Origin of the sequence: Staphylococcus saprophyticus subsp. saprophyticus ATCC 15305 = NCTC 7292 (genome assembly GCF_000010125.1) — a bacterium.
Classification (GTDB): domain Bacteria; phylum Bacillota; class Bacilli; order Staphylococcales; family Staphylococcaceae; genus Staphylococcus; species Staphylococcus saprophyticus.
Map to the genome: position 1 here is coordinate 158,247 of NC_007350.1, position 18,482 is coordinate 176,728.

19 protein-coding genes are annotated in these 18,482 nt (G+C 31.9%); 12 read left to right on the forward strand and 7 right to left on the reverse strand.

Annotated features, from left to right (window positions below; genetic code table 11):
* Positions 1-9: 9 nt before the first annotated feature.
* On the reverse strand, positions 10-786 hold the full coding sequence (locus tag SSP_RS00670; RefSeq protein WP_231844708.1) for an amino acid transporter: 777 nt from the start codon (positions 784-786) through the stop codon (positions 10-12).
* Positions 767-1,648, reverse strand: a complete 882-nt coding sequence (locus SSP_RS00675; protein ID WP_011302135.1) for an ABC transporter ATP-binding protein — start codon at positions 1,646-1,648, stop codon at positions 767-769. Before SSP_RS00675 ends, SSP_RS00670 begins: the two co-directional genes overlap by 20 nt.
* A 400-nt stretch (positions 1,649-2,048) precedes the next feature.
* Between SSP_RS00675 and SSP_RS00680 the strand changes: the two genes are divergently transcribed.
* From SSP_RS00680 to SSP_RS00695, 4 genes are all read left to right on the forward strand, one after another.
* The gene (locus SSP_RS00680; protein ID WP_011302136.1) at positions 2,049-3,482 is read left to right on the forward strand and encodes a YhgE/Pip domain-containing protein; all 1,434 of its coding nucleotides are present in this window, start codon (positions 2,049-2,051) and stop codon (positions 3,480-3,482) included.
* 22 nt (positions 3,483-3,504) lie between these two features.
* Entirely contained in the window at positions 3,505-3,957 is a 453-nt protein-coding gene (locus tag SSP_RS00685; RefSeq protein ID WP_011302137.1) for a MarR family winged helix-turn-helix transcriptional regulator, read from the forward strand.
* Positions 3,958-4,228: 271 nt separating this feature from the next.
* The gene (locus SSP_RS00690) at positions 4,229-4,855 is read left to right on the forward strand and encodes a DUF4064 domain-containing protein (RefSeq protein WP_011302138.1); all 627 of its coding nucleotides are present in this window, start codon (positions 4,229-4,231) and stop codon (positions 4,853-4,855) included.
* Between the two features lie 726 nt (positions 4,856-5,581).
* Positions 5,582-6,505: an AEC family transporter gene (locus SSP_RS00695; RefSeq protein ID WP_011302140.1), complete on the forward strand. Its 924-nt coding sequence runs from the start codon at positions 5,582-5,584 to the stop codon at positions 6,503-6,505.
* Between the two features lie 121 nt (positions 6,506-6,626).
* Here the strand turns inward: SSP_RS00695 and SSP_RS00700 are convergent, their stop codons facing one another.
* Positions 6,627-6,944 carry an antibiotic biosynthesis monooxygenase family protein gene (locus SSP_RS00700; protein ID WP_011302141.1) on the reverse strand — a complete coding sequence of 106 codons (318 nt, stop codon included), beginning with the start codon at positions 6,942-6,944 and terminating at the stop codon, positions 6,627-6,629.
* Positions 6,945-7,144: 200 nt separating this feature from the next.
* Here SSP_RS00700 and nrdD point away from each other — a divergent pair, with 200 nt between their 5' ends.
* The 3 genes from nrdD to SSP_RS00715 all read left to right on the forward strand — a co-directional run bounded on the left by nrdD (position 7,145) and on the right by SSP_RS00715 (position 10,605).
* Positions 7,145-8,995 (forward strand): anaerobic ribonucleoside-triphosphate reductase, encoded by a 1,851-nt coding sequence (gene nrdD, locus SSP_RS00705; RefSeq protein ID WP_011302142.1) that lies wholly within the window; start codon positions 7,145-7,147, stop codon positions 8,993-8,995.
* Complete coding sequence (gene nrdG / locus SSP_RS00710) at positions 8,992-9,528, forward strand: anaerobic ribonucleoside-triphosphate reductase activating protein (RefSeq protein ID WP_011302143.1); 537 nt, start codon at positions 8,992-8,994, stop codon at positions 9,526-9,528. The genes nrdD and nrdG overlap by 4 nt, the downstream gene beginning before the upstream one ends.
* A gap of 81 nt (positions 9,529-9,609) precedes the next feature.
* Positions 9,610-10,605 (forward strand): choloylglycine hydrolase family protein, encoded by a 996-nt coding sequence (locus SSP_RS00715; protein WP_011302144.1) that lies wholly within the window; start codon positions 9,610-9,612, stop codon positions 10,603-10,605.
* A 286-nt stretch (positions 10,606-10,891) separates the two neighbouring features.
* Here the strand turns inward: SSP_RS00715 and SSP_RS00720 are convergent, their stop codons facing one another.
* Together SSP_RS00720 and SSP_RS12925 are read right to left on the reverse strand one after the other, a co-directional pair.
* Positions 10,892-11,818 (reverse strand): VOC family protein, encoded by a 927-nt coding sequence (locus tag SSP_RS00720; RefSeq protein ID WP_011302145.1) that lies wholly within the window; start codon positions 11,816-11,818, stop codon positions 10,892-10,894.
* A 211-nt stretch (positions 11,819-12,029) separates the two neighbouring features.
* The gene (locus tag SSP_RS12925; RefSeq protein ID WP_107607408.1) at positions 12,030-12,191 is read right to left on the reverse strand and encodes an FCD domain-containing protein; all 162 of its coding nucleotides are present in this window, start codon (positions 12,189-12,191) and stop codon (positions 12,030-12,032) included.
* Between the two features lie 41 nt (positions 12,192-12,232).
* On the opposite strand from SSP_RS12925, the gene SSP_RS00725 reads away from it, so the two are divergent.
* The 3 genes from SSP_RS00725 (at position 12,233) to SSP_RS00740 (ending at position 15,037) form a co-directional block, all read left to right on the forward strand.
* Complete coding sequence (locus SSP_RS00725; protein ID WP_011302146.1) at positions 12,233-12,718, forward strand: helix-turn-helix domain-containing protein; 486 nt, start codon at positions 12,233-12,235, stop codon at positions 12,716-12,718.
* 441 nt (positions 12,719-13,159) lie between these two features.
* Positions 13,160-13,963, forward strand: coding sequence for a DUF418 domain-containing protein (locus SSP_RS00735; RefSeq protein WP_011302148.1), 804 nt, complete (start codon positions 13,160-13,162; stop codon positions 13,961-13,963).
* Between the two features lie 423 nt (positions 13,964-14,386).
* Positions 14,387-15,037: a sulfite exporter TauE/SafE family protein gene (locus tag SSP_RS00740; RefSeq protein WP_011302149.1), complete on the forward strand. Its 651-nt coding sequence runs from the start codon at positions 14,387-14,389 to the stop codon at positions 15,035-15,037.
* Positions 15,038-15,178: 141 nt separating this feature from the next.
* Here the strand turns inward: SSP_RS00740 and SSP_RS00745 are convergent, their stop codons facing one another.
* The gene (locus SSP_RS00745) at positions 15,179-15,601 is read right to left on the reverse strand and encodes a DUF2871 domain-containing protein (protein ID WP_011302150.1); all 423 of its coding nucleotides are present in this window, start codon (positions 15,599-15,601) and stop codon (positions 15,179-15,181) included.
* A 258-nt stretch (positions 15,602-15,859) separates the two neighbouring features.
* Positions 15,860-16,717, reverse strand: coding sequence for an oxidoreductase (locus tag SSP_RS00750; RefSeq protein ID WP_011302151.1), 858 nt, complete (start codon positions 16,715-16,717; stop codon positions 15,860-15,862).
* Between the two features lie 82 nt (positions 16,718-16,799).
* Between SSP_RS00750 and panB the strand changes: the two genes are divergently transcribed.
* Together panB and panC are read left to right on the forward strand one after the other, a co-directional pair.
* Positions 16,800-17,612 carry a 3-methyl-2-oxobutanoate hydroxymethyltransferase gene (gene panB, locus SSP_RS00755; RefSeq protein ID WP_011302152.1) on the forward strand — a complete coding sequence of 271 codons (813 nt, stop codon included), beginning with the start codon at positions 16,800-16,802 and terminating at the stop codon, positions 17,610-17,612.
* Positions 17,609-18,457, forward strand: coding sequence for a pantoate--beta-alanine ligase (panC, locus tag SSP_RS00760; RefSeq protein ID WP_011302153.1), 849 nt, complete (start codon positions 17,609-17,611; stop codon positions 18,455-18,457). The genes panB and panC overlap by 4 nt, the downstream gene beginning before the upstream one ends.
* Positions 18,458-18,482: the final 25 nt, after the last annotated feature.

The following is an 18,482-nucleotide window of genomic DNA, read 5'->3' on the forward strand; positions in this document are numbered from 1 at the left end:
GCTCTTATATTAATATTCTAATTTTTTGAACATTTTCAAACCTACTAAGTAGCAAATGACTGAGTACAATAGAGTTGTTAATATCATTAAACCTAGTTTTGTTAGTAAGTCTGAAGGCGTAATCGCATGATCATAACCATTTGGAAATAAATATTTGAGTCCATGAATCATTGGTGCGATAACCATAAACATAAGTAAAACAATAACGCTTAAAATATCAAATCCAGTAGACAATTTCATAGATAACATGACTGAAAAGCATATTGCAATTAAAGTAATGCAGAAAATACCGACGATACATAATATTGTACTGTAATTAGTTTCGTGAACATTCGATAAGAAAGCACCGGAAGCATAATCATATTGATGTATATACGTAAAATACAAAATTTCAGAAGACACAAATAATATTACATAATATATTATATACATAGAGAATAAGGCGACTAACTTTGAATTATATAGACGTATTCGGCTGATATCTTTATAAAAGATTAATCTACCAGATTCATATTCTTCAAAAAATAAATAACTGACAAAATATGTCATAAGAATCAATGGTACGGCAAATTGAGATTGTGCAAGTAAAATAACAAAATAAAATTCTAAACCAGATAGTGAATTCGTCTCTCCTCCAATTTGCATAAAATTGGTAGGTAGTATAAGTGTGATTAAATATAAAAATGGATAAAGTGCTATTGCATAAAAGATAATTGCAGAGTTACGCGAAGATACTGTAGTGAAAATATTTTTAATTAACATATCATCATTTCCTTTCGAACTCATCGAAATATTGATATAAGTTATCTTGTTCATTAATCGTGTTTTCTAAAGTGTAGTATTTAACTAAATAATTTATGATTTCATTATACTCTTCAGAACCTGACTGCATGATAACTGCTTTTTCCTCAATATCTTTTATTGTAGAAAACAAATTGAGAAGTTCCTGACGATGTTCTGGATATATTTGTTCTTTTACTACAATTTTTATCAATTGTTCTTTATTGAAATCAATATTTTGGAGTTTTCCTTCTTTTAAAAGAACAAAGCGATCACAGACTTCTGCTAATTCATTTAATTGATGACTAGAAATAAGTAATGCGGTTCCTTTTTTACTAGCCCAAGTTCTTAACGAGTGAATGAGCGTATTAACACCGTCTGGATCCAGACCAACAAAAGGTTCATCCATAATAGCTATTTCAGGTTCATCAACTAAACACATAGCTAGTGATAAACGTTGTTTCATACCAAAAGAAAAATCTTTTACCTTTTTGCCATATGTATGTAATAAACCTACGAGATCTAATATATTATCGATATTTTTTAAGTACTGCGTTTTATGATTAACTTTTAAATAATAAGTTAAATTCTTTTTAGCTGAAAAGTGTTTGAAATGAACCGTATCAATCATGATACCTACATTTTTAAGTATATTATGATGTTGGAAAATATCTATGCCATTTAAAAATATAGCACCTGAAGTAGGTCGTTTTGTTTTAGCAATCATTTTCATAAGTGTTGTTTTACCTGCGCCGTTTTTTCCAATTAAACCTACGACTTCTCCACGGTTTATGGTTAATGAAACACCGTCAATAACATTAAAATCGGCTCCTTTAAAACGTTTATAAAGGTCATCTATTTTTAACATAATGTCCTCCTTTGAACTAATAGAGTTTTAATGAAATTTATATGAATTGTTGATGTTACGCTTATATAAGTTAATTTTAACAACGAAAATGAATTTGTTCAATATAATAAATAAGTTGTTTTATTAAAAATTTATGTATTCTACTTAAAATTTAATTTATATATTTTTAGTTTATAGAAAAAGGGATTTACTAGATTTTTGAAATCGCAATTGACAATGATTTTTAAGGAGAGTATGATAGATGACTGTATAAGGGGTGTACTATTCAAAAGATATGATCTATCCCACATCAATTTGAATAGTAAACAATAGACTAAGGTGGATTTCATGTGTTCTTGGGTTTAATTTTAACCTAATAGTACACAGGGTGTACAATTTAAAAATAGGAAGGTAGAAGAAAATGTTTAATGAATTTAAATTTATTTTCAGAAATAAAATGTTAATCATAGCACTTATTGCAATAGCAGCTATCCCGCTATTATATGTTGCTTTATTCGTAGGTTCTATGTGGAGCCCATATGATAAGACAGATCAATTGAAAATTTCAATTGTAAACCAAGATCAAAGTGCAAAGCTAAATGGTGAAAAGGTTACAATAGGTGATGATGTTGTCGACAAATTAAAAGATAACGATAAATTTGATTTTCAAGAAGTTTCAAAAAAAGAGGCATTTAATCAATTAGAAAAAGGTAAAAGTGTAGGAACTATCATTATACCTAAAGATGCCTCTAGTAACGCTACGACATTATTAGATAAAAATCCTAAAAAAATAAAGATTGAAACACAAGTCAATCCAGGGTCTAGTTATACTGGTAGTCAATCAGCACAAAAAGCAATTGATACGGTAACAAATTCAATTAAGGATAATATTCGTACCAATTATTTAGATCAATTATTTGCTAGTGCTAAAAAATCACAATCTGGATTCAAGGATACTTCAAATGCATTAGGTGACATGTCTGATGCAGAATCACAATTAATTGATGGTAATCAGCAAGTAACGGATGGATTGAAACAATTAGCACCAACAGTAGGACAACCTGCACAGCAATTAATTTCAGGCAATCAACAAGTCACAGATGGACTTAATCAATTGCAACAAAATAATGATCAATTAAAAGCGCAAATAGACCAATCTGTAGAGCAACAAGACGGCGTTGCTTTTGAAGGTGACAATGAAAAAGCGTTAAATAATGTAACGAAAGTAAATGAAAATAATGCTACAGAAGCCGATAAATATGGTGAAACAATCGTGCCTTATATGGCGAGTGTTAGTTTATTTGTAGGTGCTGTGTCATTTAGTGCAATATACCCACTGAGAAAAATGTTAACTAAAGATGTTACATCACTAAAACAAGCATTCGGTAAGTTATTATTGTATCTCGTACAAGGTGCGGTATCTGCGTTATTGATGAGTAGTTGGGCGATATTTGCACTTAATATGTCTATAGATAACATTGGTAAATTTATCTTAGTCGGATTGCTATGGGCAATTGCAGCAATTACTGTTACGACATTCTTAAGTTTATTATTAGATCGAATTGGTCTATTCATATCTATGGTTTTACTTATATTACAATTAAGTGCGAGTGAAGGTATGTTCCCAATAGAGTTATCAGCACAATTCTTTAGATGGATTCACCCATTCTCTCCAATGTCATATGCGATACAGGGTTATAGAGAAGCCATCTTTACAAATGCAGGACACTTTAACTTTGGATTTGTAGTAGCATTGCTCGTTGGTATTATTGTCATAATGATGATTTTACAATATTTAGTATTACTATGGTTTAACAAAAGACAACGTTTACCATTTTCAATAGAATTTAAATAAGTGCAATACGGAGGTGACTTATTTGGAAAACGTAGATAAAACAATTGAAGAAGCAATTACTAAATTTCAGATAGTTATGTTGCATTTAAATAAAGAGATAGTTGAAATTGTTAAAGAGACAGGTTTAAGTAATTTACTTTCAAGAGAACAAATTGATGCGATGAGAATTATAAAAAATGAAGGCAAAGTAACAATTAATGAATTAGCGGGTTTACAAAATATTTTTAAAACTGCTGCTTCTAAACGCATCGCAAAATTAGAAGAAATGGGCTATGTACAACGCGCTTATTCAGATAATAAACGTATTAAACTGATTATGTTAAGTGACGAAGGTGAAACATTTTTACAGAGAGCGACTGCAGTGATGACCGAAGCAGTAAAAGATCGACTAGGTAATAAATTTACTGCCGAAGAAGTACATCATTTCGTTGAGCAACTTACACATATCGTTAATGCGTTTAAAGCACATAAGTAGTTAATAGATGTACTTGTGGCATTTACAAATGTGCGAATTATAATATAAAAAGTGCCAATTCGATTCTATAGGATATTGGCACTTTTTATTTAACATTTTTTATGAAAATATAAGACATACGTAATTCAGCGAACATTATTATTTGTAAAAAATGGACTTCAATATTAACAATTAGTATAATTACTGTATAATTAAATATTTTTAAAAAGATTGTAGGTAAAGATTATTGTCCTAATAAATTTATTTTAAAAATCACAGGAGGTATATTGTTATGAAAAGAACAATAGAACGTGTACTGACGTGGATTGGTATCGTCTTACAAATACTTGGTGTTGTACTAATGGCTGTTCTAATACCTATGATGGGTAACGGCGAGGTCAAAGAAGCATTCATTAGTCAGATGATGCAAGAAGATAGTAGTTTCACGTATGAAGACGGAAATACGATATTTAGCACTTTTAGTGGTCTTTTGACTACTGGTTTAGTCTTAGGTATTATACTATTAATCATAGCGCTTATAGCAGTATTTTTAATTAGCAAAAAGCCAAAAGTGGCAGGCGTTTTATTAATTATCGCTGGTGTGATTTCATTCTTAGGAAATTGGATAAATGCGGTTTTATGGCTTGTTGCAGGTATTATGTTATTAGTGAGAAAGCCGAAAGAACCAATTTATGACAAAGAAGAAGATGACGATGTAAATCCATATATTAAAGATGGATCTCAAGTGAATGAGCGTAATAACTCATTTATTTTATCTGAAGAGCAAAAAGAAAATGAGCAAGAGACAATAAAGGATGCTTACTCACAATCTAAAGATGATAATAAAACAGATTTAGATAACTTAGATGATCTAGATGAAAGATCAAAAAAATTGAAAGAAGATCCTTATAAGTATTAAATGATACTTTGTTAATCTGTATATCTAAATAGACTGGGTTACTAAATGTAGCCTAGTCTATTTTATAATACATAGATTGCAAACCAATATTTAAAGCAATTATGTATATAAACTTAGAAAAATTGTGATATATTTTAATAAAATGAGATTAAAAGTAGTTAAATATTAAAATGGGGTGAGAAAGATGATGATGGCATTAGGCATGCTATTGCCTGTTTTGGTGGTTGGTTTTATTACTATGTCCATATTGGAAGAAAGAAAAAGAAATCGTAATAAAAAGAAAGATAAATAATTGTTATCAGAGTGAAAAGCTTATGCAGCTTTTTGTGTATATAACGTAAGAACACATATAAGTAAAAATCGAATTTCCAAAGAAAGATTTCATAGTGCCTACGCAACAAGGATGATTAGTCTGTAGGAATGGAAAAGTCGTTTTATAGCGTAGTAGGATTTTAAGGGTAATTAGGCCGAGACATATAAAGATGTTTCGGTCTTTTTTCTTGTGAACTGAAAAATTATAGCAGTATAAAAAATTAAGATATGGCATAAGGATGATGTTATTGAGATGCATAAAATGTTTAACGTGAAACAAAATGATTTTAAATTAATGGTTAAAGTCAAACGATTAATATTCTGATATGATTAATAGTAATATAGGTTAAATAGTAAAGTTATAAAATGCAACTTCAATCATAAATAACTAAAGCGCAACAAAGGGGGATGCTTATGAGTGAAATGTTATATATACTACAGACTGTACTTTTACCTATTTTTATCATGATATTTTTAGGATACATACTGCAAAAGAAATTTACATTAGATTTAAATACATTGGCCAAACTTAATATCTATGTCTTTGTGCCTGGATTTATTTTTGTGAAATTTTACAAGACGCATTTTGCGTTAAGTTTATTGTTTTACATTATCATTTTCTTCGTAATCTATATGTTTGTACTATTTCTTATTGGTAAGTTATTGTCTATGTTCCGTAAAACGGATAAAGGGGAGACAACAACGCTTACAAACAGTCTGATGTTCTTTAATTCGGGTAACTACGGTGTCCCAGTAAATGATTTGGTTTTCAAAGGCGATCCATTAGCAATGTCTGTTCAAGTTATTGTGTTATCTTTGCAAAACATATTCACGTTTTCTTATGGTGTATTTGCGATTCAATCTTTACATATAGGAAAGTTAAAGGCACTTTTAGGTTATTTTAAAATGCCTGTGTTATATGCATTATTACTAGCAATTATATTAAATTACAATCATATACCTATTCCTGAATTTATTTGGACACCAGCGAATTATGTTGCCGATGCTATGATTGCGATTGCGTTATTAATGCTAGGTGCTCAAATATCTAATATCAAATTTAGTTTGAAGTGGTCCAAATCCTATGCGTATGTTTTTATAAGATTGATTATAGGGCCCTTGATTGCCCTTGTTATTATCAAAATCATGGGGATAGAGGGCATCATAGCTCAAACATTATTCATCGCATCAGCAATGCCAACGTCTGTAAATAGTTCAGTTATCGCACAAGAATATGACAATCATCCTGAATTAGCAGCAGAACTTGTCTTTTTATCTACTTTATTAAGTGCCATTACAGTTGTCATCGTGATATACATGTCTAAAATATTATTTTAATAGGAGCAGCTATATCGTGATGTGCTTGCTCATGAAATTAAAAAAAGGTGAATATAAGTGATTAAATTATGATTTTAAGTCACTTATGTTCACCTTTGATTTTATTATATGATTCAAGTATTTAAAATTCTACTACTGTATATTGACGTAATGTCTTTTGAAAAGGTGGCTTGTCAGCTTCACCATTTTTAGATTTTTTATGCATTGCTTTATGCTCTTCAACATGAGAAGGTCTAGCAACCCAATTTTGAAAATCTTTTTTCTCATCCCATTTACTTACAACAACATATTCAACATCATCTGATTTAGATTTTGTCCACACTTCTGATGATTTTAAACCAGCCACATTATGCAACTCGGATTGTGTTTTCTTTACTTTATTATATAGTTGTTGTTCATGTTCCTTGTTAGTCGAAAAAGCAACTTCTGCTACAAACATTACAATCCCTCCTTATAAATTAAATACATATATTATTTTAGCACTAATAAATTTTTCGCTCTAATGAAAATTTCAAAATAAAATTCACGAAGTGTTAATAAACTTTTGACGAATTTGTTAATGTCTATCTTCAGATTTGAAACACAATATATAGTGTTTTATAATTAATGTATATACTATATATAGAAATGAGGGTTAATATGAACAAACTTGAAAAAAATTTAAAGCATCTCATTACGAAAGATCCAACTGTAGTTAATGAAAATGCTAATAAGGATAGTGCTACATTTTCGACTATGAGAGATTTAACAGCAGGTGTAGTGTCTAAGTCGTATGCTTTGGATTATTTATTACCTAAGCATGTCGCTCAAGCCCATGAAGCAGGAGACATTCATTTTCATGATTTAGACTATCATCCATTCCAACCACTCACGAATTGTTGTTTAATTGATGCAGAAAGTATGTTGTCACATGGCTTTCAAATAGGTAATGCGACCGTAACGTCACCGAAATCTATACAGACTGCATCAGCACAATTAGTACAAATTATTGCTAATGTGTCTAGTAGTCAATACGGCGGCTGTACAATAGATCGCGTTGATGAATTGTTGAGTAAATACGCAAAATTTAATGAAATGAAACATCGACAAATTGCAGAAAAATTTGTACATGAGTCAGTCATTGATACATATGTAGATGAGCGAGTAACGCAAGACATTGGGGATGCCATTGAGAGTCTCGAGTATGAAATCAATACGCTATACACTTCGAATGGGCAGACACCTTTTGTTACACTCGGCTTTGGATTAGGAACTGATCGATATAGCCGCAAGATTCAAGAAGCGATATTATCTACTAGAATTAAAGGGTTAGGTAAAGACCGTATTACTGCAATTTTTCCTAAATTAGTTTTTTCAATTAAAAGAGGTGTTAATTTAAATGAGTCAGATCCCAATTATGACATTAAACAGCTCGCTTTAGAATGTTCAACTAAACGCATGTATCCAGATATATTAAACTATGATAAAACAGTGGAACTATTAGGAGATTTTAAAGCACCTATGGGTTGCCGATCATTCTTACCTGCATGGAAAGATAAAGATGGTCATTATGAGAATAATGGCCGCTGTAATCTAGGTGTGGTAACACTGAATGTACCAAGGATTGCTCTGGAATCAAAAGGTGACATGGAAGCTTTTTGGAAAATATTTCATCAGCGTATGGCCATAATGCACGATGCACTGGTTTATCGAATTGAACGTATTGCACAAGCTACGCCAGAGAATGCACCGATTTTATATCAAAACGGGGCATTTAAACACAGATTAAAAGAAACAGATGACATTATGACATTATTTAAAGGGCAACGTGCAACTTTGTCTATAGGATATATTGGGTTATATGAAGCGGCAACGGTATTTTATGGGCCTCATTGGGAACGTTTATCTAAAGCAAAAGCATTTACATTAGATATATTAAAATCGATGAAAGCATATCAGTTAAAATGGACAGAGCAATACGATATTTGGTTTAGTATCTATAGCACACCAAGTGAATCCTTAACGGATCGTTTTTGTCGACTAGATCGTGAACAATTTGGAGAAATAGCTGATATCACAGATAAAGGTTATTATCAAAATTCATTCCATTATGATGTTAGAAAAGATGTGACGCCTTTTGAGAAAATTGATTTTGAAAAAGATTATCCAGAATATGCGAGTGGTGGTTATATCCATTATTGCGAGTACCCGAAATTAAATCATAATTTAAAGGCATTAGAAGCGGTTTGGGATTATGCTTACGATAAAGTAAGTTATTTAGGCACAAATATCCCAATTGACCATTGCAGAAAATGTGGATTTGTCGGAGATTTTAAAACAACTGCAAAAGGCTATCAGTGTCCGCAATGTGGCAATGATGATCCTAAGTCGGTAGATGTGGTTAAACGTACGTGTGGCTATTTAGGCAATCCTGTTCAACGGCCTACTATAGAAGGTCGCCATAAAGAAATGTGCGCGCGCGTTAAACATTTGAAAGATGCATCAGTATGAATATTTTAAAAATAAGACATGGGCAAGGCCATATCGCTAAAATAGAAGCACAAAGCTTTGTAGATGGTGAAGGTGTGCGTTGCAGTTTATATGTTTCAGGTTGCCCATTTGCCTGTGAAAATTGTTATAATAAAGTGGCTCAAAATTTTAAATACGGTGAGCCATTTCATGAAGACACATTAGAAGAAATTATGGAATACTGTGCGCCAAATTATATTTCAGGACTCAGTATCCTTGGTGGCGAACCTTTTTGTAATGTAGATATCACTTTGAAGTGTGCTCAAACTTTTAGAAAACGTTTTGGAAATACCAAATCATTATGGGTATGGACTGGTTTTTTATTTGAATATTTAGAGCGAGATTCAGCAGAAAGAAAGACATTGCTTGAGCTCATTGACGTCTTAGTAGATGGTCCATTTATTAATCATTTATATAGACCTAATTTACCGTATAAAGGCTCAATGAATCAACGCGTGATCGATGTTCAAGCATCATTGCAAAAGCGCAGGGTGTGTGAGTATATCAAAAGTTAATTATAATATACATGATTTGCTCAAAGGCATTTATGAATCCTCAAAATATAAGTCATCATAATGTAAAGGAGTAGATAATGTATGTGTACAGGATTTTCATTTTTATCAAAAAGTAAGCAGGCGATACTTGGTCGAACAATGGACTTTGTTTATCACTTAGAGGGTCAACCTGCAGTACAACCACGTCATTTCTATTGGGAATCGCGTGTCGAATATAAAGGTAAAACACAATATGGCTTCATTGGTGCAGGAAGTGACATGGAAGGATTCTTATTTGGTGATGGGTTAAATGAGCACGGTGTAGGTGTATCGATACAGTATTTTAGAGGCTATGCTTCATATGCGACAGAAGTGCGTGAAGGATATATGAATATCGCTCAAAATGAAGTGATTACATGGGTGCTTGGCTATAATAAAAATATTGATGACTTGATTGAAAATGGTAAGCAAGTAAATGTTGTCGCACACGTGCTTAATGATATTGCTGAAGTCCCACCATTACATTATCATATTACAGATGATACAGGTCGTTCAGTTGAACTTACTTTCCAGGATGGGAAAATTGTAATTAACGAGAATCCAATCGGTGTTTTGACAAATAATCCAGATTTAAATTGGCATTATGAGAATTTAAGAAATTATACAGCTGTCACACCGCATAAACCCGAAGCTAAAAATGTCATGGGCCAATCATTAGGCTCTTTAGGCAATGAAGGTGGTACTTATGGATTGCCTGGTGGTTATACGTCACCGGAACGATTCATTAAAACAGCTTATTTGAAAAATTATTTAATTGGAAGTGAAGATCCAGAATACGATGTGATGGATGCTTTTAAATTATTAGATAGTGTGAGTATACCTAAAGGCGCTGTCTTAGATGAAAACGGCGATATGCATTATACGTTATATCAAACGGTATTTAATTTAACAACTCGCACAATGTACCTCAAGTGGTATGACACAAATCAAATTACCGAATTACAATTAACAGAAGATTTGATTTTAAAAGAAGACATGACAATATTTGAATCAGTCCAAGCATTTGTAACAAATAAATTGAATCATACATCTTCATAAATATGAATAAAATGGTCTCGTGAATTAAATTTCATGATAGACAGAAGCGGTGCCGAGAACCTATTTCTATTTAGGATTCTTGGCACCGTTTTATTTTTGAAAGTAATAGGTAGATGTGGGATTAAATAGTCAGATTTTGGAATGCAATCATTCAAGTTTTAGATGAAAAAATTGAACAACAATTTAAATAGGGTGTAACGTAAGTGCATTAAATATATTTGAAATATGTTATCTAAATCAAAACACCTAATGCATTTATTTTTAAGATTGTTATTTTCAGCCTTCTTTATAAATCATGTAATTTCTCTTCAATTTCTGTTCTTTGATTTTCCATAAAATCGGGGAGGTTCAGTTTTTTACCTAAATCTTTAATCGCTGTATCTACTGTAAAACCAGGTGCTGCCGTTGCAAATTCAAACATAATGCTATTATGGCGATAGTAAAGGGATTTGAAAAAGTAGCGATCAATGATGCCACTATGATTTCCCGGGTTATGATTGATTGTATCTAACACAGCGTACAAATCTGAATCATTTGGCGTATTGACTGCAATATGATGCACATAACCTTGTCCAGGTCGAGCACGTGAACCTTGTTCTTCAACTAAGACAAAATCCGTATAGAGCCCATCAGAATCTAATGTCAATACAGTTTCATCTACATTTTCTCTTAACGAATAACGTAAGTCATTTTTTAAAAAATGAAGTGTTGGTTGAATGTCGCGTAAGCGCAGTTCCACTGGCCCCATACCTAAAATTTGATATGCTTCTGGAATATCTGTATAAGGATTTTTTCTCCAAGCGTTAGGTGTGTTGCGATGGTTATTTGCAAGTAATAATATTTCTAAACCATCCATATCTTTGAATAACAGCGCATGATGATTTAAATAAGTCATTTGTGTTGTTGTGATATGCTGTTCATTTAAACGACGTTCAAAATAAGTCAATGCAGATTCATCGGGAACGAGTAGTGATACGCGATGTATACTGTTCGTACCTGGACGGTTTTTACCTAAATTTGGAATTTCGAAAAAGCTAAGCAATGTGCCTGGTGTACCGATTTCATCTCCATAAAATAAATGGTACATCGTTGGATTATCTTGATTTACAGATTTTTCAACTAGGCGTAGGCCTAATGTCTGTGTGTAAAAATTTTTATTGATTTGTGCACCTTTTGTATACATTGAAATATGATGATGTCCGATAATATTCATAAAAGAGACCTCCAAAAGCAATTTATATCATAATTGCTATAATCATTTCCTTTTAGAACAAAAATAAACTTAATAAGTATAAAAATATACTAATAGTAATAATATAAATGGATTCATGTGAAGCTGCAAATTTATTACATTTAAAGAAAAAGACAGTGGAATGATAAAAAAGTACGAATCTCGAAGAAATAGAGACGCGTACTTTTTTATATTATTTATTATTTTTGAAGTCTAAATAATATAGACTGAATTCCAAATCATTTTTTAAATGTGATTCTAATAAGGATACTGCTAAATCAATATCTCTGTTAAAAAGCGCAGTAACAATTTCTCGATGTTCTTCAATAAGTCCTGGTCTACGCTTATTTATCACGGTTTGACTAAATAAATAATAGAAAGAAAAATAAAATCAGTTTGGAAAAACTATCAAAACTTACTGGTGTCAGTACATCTTCATTGAATGAGATTGAAAAGGGGAATACCATTCCCTCTATTAATACAGTTTGGAAAATCAGTAACGGGTTAAAACTGTCTTTTAGTAGTTTGATGAGTGAAGCGGAGTCAGATTATGTGCAGGTTAATAAAGAGGATGTTGTACCGGTAACTGAAGATGACGGGAAATATCGTGTGTACCCTTATTTTCCATTTGAAAAAAGTAAATCTTTTGAGTTTTTCTATGTAGAATTAGATCCAGGTGCGACGTTAGACTCAGAACCACACTTATCCGGTTCGGAAGAATCAATTATTATTGTAGATGGACAATTAGAAATGCATTTAGAGAACGAAGTCATTGATTTAGGTAAAGGAGATGCCTTGAGGTTTAAGTCCGATATCACACATAGTTACACCAATCATGGTGAAGACATGACACTCATTTCTATGGTGATTGATTACAAATAACAAAGTAAGCATATAGTGCTAGATATAATGGTACGGTAGAAAATAATATATATGGGGAGCAGAAACATGAAATCTAACGATAAAAGATTTTATGTTTCTGTTTTTTTATATAACAAATTTGTCATCCTTTTTTCATGTGAAAAGCAGGAGGTGAGTGAGATCACAATGCTAAAATAAGGCACAGTGCAGTAAGCCTATTTATTAAATTAGAGAAAAAAGGAGTATGAATTTGAATAAAATAAACACAAGAATTGAAACATTAGATTTTTTGAGAGGATTCGCTTTGATAGGTATTATGCTCGTAAATATTGTAGTCATTGCGAATATCGGTATACCTGAGTCGTCACAAGATATAACATATAAGAAATTTTTAGATTTTTTTATAGAAAGTAAGTTTTTTTCTATTTTTCATATTTATTTGGTATTGGTTTTTATATTTTTATGCAAAGAGCAGAAGAGAAACCTGGAAATAAATATTTTATATATCTGCGCCGTATTCTGATCCTAGCTATATTTGGATTGATTCATATGCAACTTCAACCAGGAGAAGCATTAGTAGTATACTCAATTTTTGGATTATTGTTGATACCATTTTTTAACCTTAATAAATTTATTAATCTAGTTATTGGCATCCTATTACTGATTATGGTCTTATATCTTGATGCTAAAATTTTGACACCATTACCTTATTTTATTTTAGGGTTAGCTAGTGCGCAATTTGGGATGATTTTTAAATTTAATAGATATAAAATATGGTCAGTCGTTGCTTTGATTTCAGGTATTATTTCAACGATTGGTTGGTACTTATTAGAGAAGGCGTATGTAGTACCGAACTTTAAGTTATTACGACAAAAATCGGAAGTAAGTATTAATCATTATGCTGAAAATGTAGATCACTATCATCACTTGATTACGATTTTCTCACCGTTTATGAGTATATTTTATGCATCGTGTCTTATTTTATTATTAAATATTTCTTGGGCTAGAAAAGTTTTATCTCCATTAAAGTATTATGGAAGCATGGCATTAACAAACTATATTGGACAAACATTGTTAATTTATTTAGCGATTTCAATATTCAGTGGGAAGCACTGGACGCACGTGGACACTCTATGGATATGTGTATGTGTTTATGTTTTTCAATTATTGATTAGCACCTATTGGTTAAAATATTTTAAGTTAGGTCCTTTAGAATACATTTGGAAAATGGCAACCTATATGAAAAAGATTAAAATGATAAAGTGACAACCAATTAAGCGTCTGGGACAAAAATAGATGTCTTAGACGCTTTTTGATTTAGGTAGTAGATAACTCTGAATTGAAAATGAAAAGTCTCACTGCTTTAAAGCACTCCTTTTTCTATTTATGAAAATGAGTAGTTCATATGCATAAGCCAGAGCTTATGTATTTTGCATAAAATTCTAGGAAACTTATGCATGAGCTTCAGCTCAGGAAAACTTTTCCCTCCCAGTCATCCTTGCCTTGATTGCATAGATAGGGCTACGACATCTCAATTAAACAATTTGATTTCTGCCTCACTCCCTGTTAAGCATATATTTAATGAATCAGTGAATGTTCTAATAAACAATGTTCTATTTTATATTGAAATAGAATCATATTTAAAAATGTTTTTAATACTTGGTATTTGCTAATGATTGGGAGATTTATATGGATATAATTAGCGTATTAATTCTATTTGCAATATTTTTAGGCGGTTTAGTAAGAACATACTTTGGATTTGGAGAAGCGTTAGTTAGTATGCCGTTGCTAACACTTATTGGTTTAGATATACATACTTCAGTTTCGGTTATCGGTTTAGCAGGCATTTTAGTAGCGAGTTTCAATATTTTTTTAGATTTTAAAAATATTGAATATAGGTTATTAGCTGCACTATTAATAGGTAGTTTTTTAGGGGTTCCATTAGGTATATGGATTTTAAATTTTGTAAATACAAGTGTGGTTCAATGGTTACTTGGTTTATTTTTATTTTCATATGGAACTTATGCATTTTTGAGAAAGGTTTATTTCAAAAATAAAGCCAAAATGATATTAAAATCAAAGGCATGGGCTGGTCTAACAGGTATCATTTCTGGTGTGCTAGGCAGTCTTTATAATTCACATGGTGTGCCAGTAGTGATATATAGTACTTTAACTGGCTTATCTGTAAAAACATTAAGCAGCACCATACAAGTTCATTTTTTAATAACAGCCATTTTAGTTGTTATCGGACAGGGTACAGGTGATATTTGGACAAGTGCTACATTACCCTTTATTTTTCTTAGCATGTCCGTTTTTACTTATTTCAGTGTTAATTGGTAAATATTGCAAACGCCACACATTAGATTATCATTTTGATAAATGGCTATATTTATTTATCGCATTTTTAGGATTGTTACTTATTTTTGCTCATTAAAAACCCTGCTTTCACATCATAGCGAAAGCAGGGTTTATTATATATTATTATACGTTTTTACCAGTATACGCATTGATTCTTTTATTTAATAAAACAAAGAATAATATAAAAGCAAGCGTAATCATAATATGACCCAACCCAGCAATGCCAGCGATAGCAGGACTTACATTAAAATCTTTCATAGCCGCGATGCCATTTATAAATTGCATCGTAACCGTAATTAATACACCTAAATGGAAAATATAAAAGAAATAGTTAAATAATTGTCTGTTTGAGGTTAACTTTAATTGAAATTCGATAATCATAAATATTAAGAACATGATGGTGCCTAATACTAATAAATGCGTATGTGTGATGTTCAATTGTGAGTATCCGCTAAAGTTTTCTGCTTTTGACATTTCGCGGTAAAATAGCCCACTGAGTAAACCTAATAAAGTATAAAAAGCAGAACTGTACATTAATTTTTTCATAAATGTGTACCTCCAATTTGTTAATAATTACAATATAAAGTTAATTTATGAACACAATATGAACAATTTAGAAAAAAGACATAACAAAGGTCATATTTATCTAATATCATGTCATTTTGCTTATATACATTACAGAGTTCTTTGTATTAAGGACTGAGTACCTATTAAAGAAACAAAAGCGAGACGGGACAATCATTTCAAATGGTTTGTTCCGTCTCGCTCATGTTAATTAAAGTTGAATATTAAAAGTGCTATTATTTATTTTTGTTGCGCAAGGAGTAGGTGGTATATCGTGTCTAAAATAGGTGTATTTAAATGATGTTTTCTTGCTTTATAGAATAGATAGCCTTGAATACCATCAATTTCTAAGGATCTGCCATCAACTATATCATAGTACATGCTTGTGCCCATTTCAGCAGGGTAGCCATCATAAATATTAAGTATTGTATTTACAATGTTTGGTTCAAAGTGTACGTGTTCAGCTTTGGCGATGTTAATGCCTTCTAAGAGTAATTGTTCACAGAGTTTTTTTATCCCTGGTACTTCTAATACTGATGCAGTAGAACGAGTTAAGGCTGTAACACTATTAATTGCTAAGTTTACGAGTAACTTGTACCAAATAGCGTTATCGATATCAGTGGTAAGTTCAATATTAAGAGAAGAATTGGATATACATTGATGCAATGCTTGCGTATGTGCATTTTGGTCTAATATTAATTTGTGATCACGATAATGTGTGATGGTATTCCCTGTTTTTTGGCCACTAATATATACGACAGCTTGATATACATAAGGATGATCAAATTTGTGTAATTGGCCGTGTCCATTTTGTGCGAGGATAATTATCGTATTTTTATGTAATAAATGTTGATACGATGTTAAAACGGTATCCAGTTGGGGAATTTTGACAGTGATAAATAAGAAGTCTACGGTTTCATGGTATTCATTAAGTGCGCACACGTCTAGTTGATACTTAGTGTCAAGAGCATTATTTGAATAATAGTGAAGCGTTTCATTGCGGCGACCAAGTAATTTTACATTTAATGAGGCGTCTCTTAAATCAAATGCAATGGTACTTCCTACTGCACCAGGACCTATAATTGCGACATTGTTCATATTATTTTATTTCCTTTTCTAAAAAGATTGGTTAATATATGGATAACAATGTAAATATATCAAAATGTGGAGTTGATTTTAAATGAAAACTTTAAATCAGTTACAAGATTTAAAAGTGAATAAAGAAAAAATTTCAATGGTGACAGCATATGATTATCCAAGTGCGAAGCAAGTCGAAGCGGCTGATATAGACATCATTTTAGTTGGTGATTCATTAGGAATGACGGTATTAGGTTATGATAGTACAGTTCAGGTTACTGTAGCAGATATGATCCATCATACAAAAGCAGTTAGAAGAGGTGCACCTAATACATATTTGATCGTGGATGTACCTTTCGGGGCAGTAGGTGTCAATGATCAATATGATTTAGAAATAGCGGTAAAACTATATAAAGAAACAGATGCCAATGCAATCAAAGCAGAAGGTGCACATTTAACTCAATATATAAAAAATTGTAGCAATATGGGTATTCCAGTTGTGTCACATTTGGGATTAACACCACAAAGTGTTGGTATTATGGGATATAAAATGCAAGCTGGTAATAAAGAAGCTGCACGACAACTTATTGAAGATGCCTATGCTGTGCAACAAGCGGGCGCTGTGATGTTAGTTCTTGAAGCAGTCCCAAGCGATTTAGCTGCAGAAATTTCAGATAAACTAGATATTCCTGTTATCGGTATTGGGGCAGGAAAAGAAACAGACGGACAAGTATTGGTTTATCATGATTTATTAAATTATGCTGTAGAACATAGAGCGAAATTTGTTAAACAATTTGGTGATTTCTCAGTGGGCATTGATGCATTAAAGCAATATAACAATGAGGTGAAAGCGGAACAATTTCCTGGTGAGGCCCATACCTATAAAAAGCAAATTATGAATGAGGTTACAGAATGACACAGTTAATTACAACAATAGAAGAAATGAGAAGTATTATAGCAAACCTTCATAATCAGCGTCGTTCAGTTGGGTTTATTCCTACCATGGGGGCATTGCATGACGGGCATTTAAAGATGATGTCATTATCATTGAATGAAAATGATGTGACGATTATTAGTATATTTGTCAATCCATTACAGTTTGGTCCGAACGAAGATTTAGATTCTTACCCACGTGATATTGTAGGTGATACTGCAAAAGCTGAATCTGTAGGCGTGGATTATATCTTTCATCCAACTGTTAAAGAAATGTATCCAGAATTACCGACAATTGAATTAAAAGCAGGCCGACTTGCATCCGTTTTGGAAGGTGCTGAACGTCCAGGACATTTTGATGGTGTGGTAACGGTTGTTAATAAATTATTTAATATTGTACGTCCGCATAAAGCATATTTTGGTAAAAAAGATGCACAGCAGTTGGCAATAGTAGAAAAAATGGTAGAGGACTTCAATCATCCAATTGAAATCAAAGGTGTAGATATTGTTAGAGAGGATGATGGATTAGCGAAAAGCTCGCGTAATATCTATCTTACTAAAAATGAACGTATAGAAGCGGTTCACCTGTATAAAAGTTTATGTCTAGCACAATCGCTTTATAAAAATGGAGAGCGTAATAGCGAAAAAATTATCAAAGCGACACGGGACTACTTAACAGAACATACAAGTGGAACGATAGAAACAGTTGCAATATATAGTTATCCAGAACTTGTCGAGCAAACACAAATCAAAGACAGCATTTTTATTTCACTCGCTGTCAAATTTAGTAAAGCGCGCTTAATTGACAATATTATTATTGAAGGATAATAACGCTATTTAATCTTGAATAAAT

Coding starts and splice junctions, on each gene's coding strand:
- SSP_RS00670 (WP_231844708.1), bottom strand. CDS start 786: ATGAGTTCGAAAGGAAATGATGATATGTTAATTAAAAATATTTTCACT.
- SSP_RS00675 (WP_011302135.1), bottom strand. CDS start 1,648: ATGTTAAAAATAGATGACCTTTATAAACGTTTTAAAGGAGCCGATTTT.
- SSP_RS00680 (WP_011302136.1), top strand. CDS start 2,049: ATGTTTAATGAATTTAAATTTATTTTCAGAAATAAAATGTTAATCATA.
- SSP_RS00690 (WP_011302138.1), top strand. CDS start 4,229: ATGAAAAGAACAATAGAACGTGTACTGACGTGGATTGGTATCGTCTTA.
- SSP_RS00695 (WP_011302140.1), top strand. CDS start 5,582: ATGAGTGAAATGTTATATATACTACAGACTGTACTTTTACCTATTTTT.
- SSP_RS00700 (WP_011302141.1), bottom strand. CDS start 6,944: ATGTTTGTAGCAGAAGTTGCTTTTTCGACTAACAAGGAACATGAACAA.
- nrdD (WP_011302142.1), top strand. CDS start 7,145: ATGAACAAACTTGAAAAAAATTTAAAGCATCTCATTACGAAAGATCCA.
- nrdG (WP_011302143.1), top strand. CDS start 8,992: ATGAATATTTTAAAAATAAGACATGGGCAAGGCCATATCGCTAAAATA.
- SSP_RS00715 (WP_011302144.1), top strand. CDS start 9,610: ATGTGTACAGGATTTTCATTTTTATCAAAAAGTAAGCAGGCGATACTT.
- SSP_RS00720 (WP_011302145.1), bottom strand. CDS start 11,818: ATGAATATTATCGGACATCATCATATTTCAATGTATACAAAAGGTGCA.
- SSP_RS00735 (WP_011302148.1), top strand. CDS start 13,160: ATGCAAAGAGCAGAAGAGAAACCTGGAAATAAATATTTTATATATCTG.
- SSP_RS00740 (WP_011302149.1), top strand. CDS start 14,387: ATGGATATAATTAGCGTATTAATTCTATTTGCAATATTTTTAGGCGGT.
- SSP_RS00745 (WP_011302150.1), bottom strand. CDS start 15,601: ATGAAAAAATTAATGTACAGTTCTGCTTTTTATACTTTATTAGGTTTA.
- SSP_RS00750 (WP_011302151.1), bottom strand. CDS start 16,717: ATGAACAATGTCGCAATTATAGGTCCTGGTGCAGTAGGAAGTACCATT.
- panB (WP_011302152.1), top strand. CDS start 16,800: ATGAAAACTTTAAATCAGTTACAAGATTTAAAAGTGAATAAAGAAAAA.
- panC (WP_011302153.1), top strand. CDS start 17,609: ATGACACAGTTAATTACAACAATAGAAGAAATGAGAAGTATTATAGCA.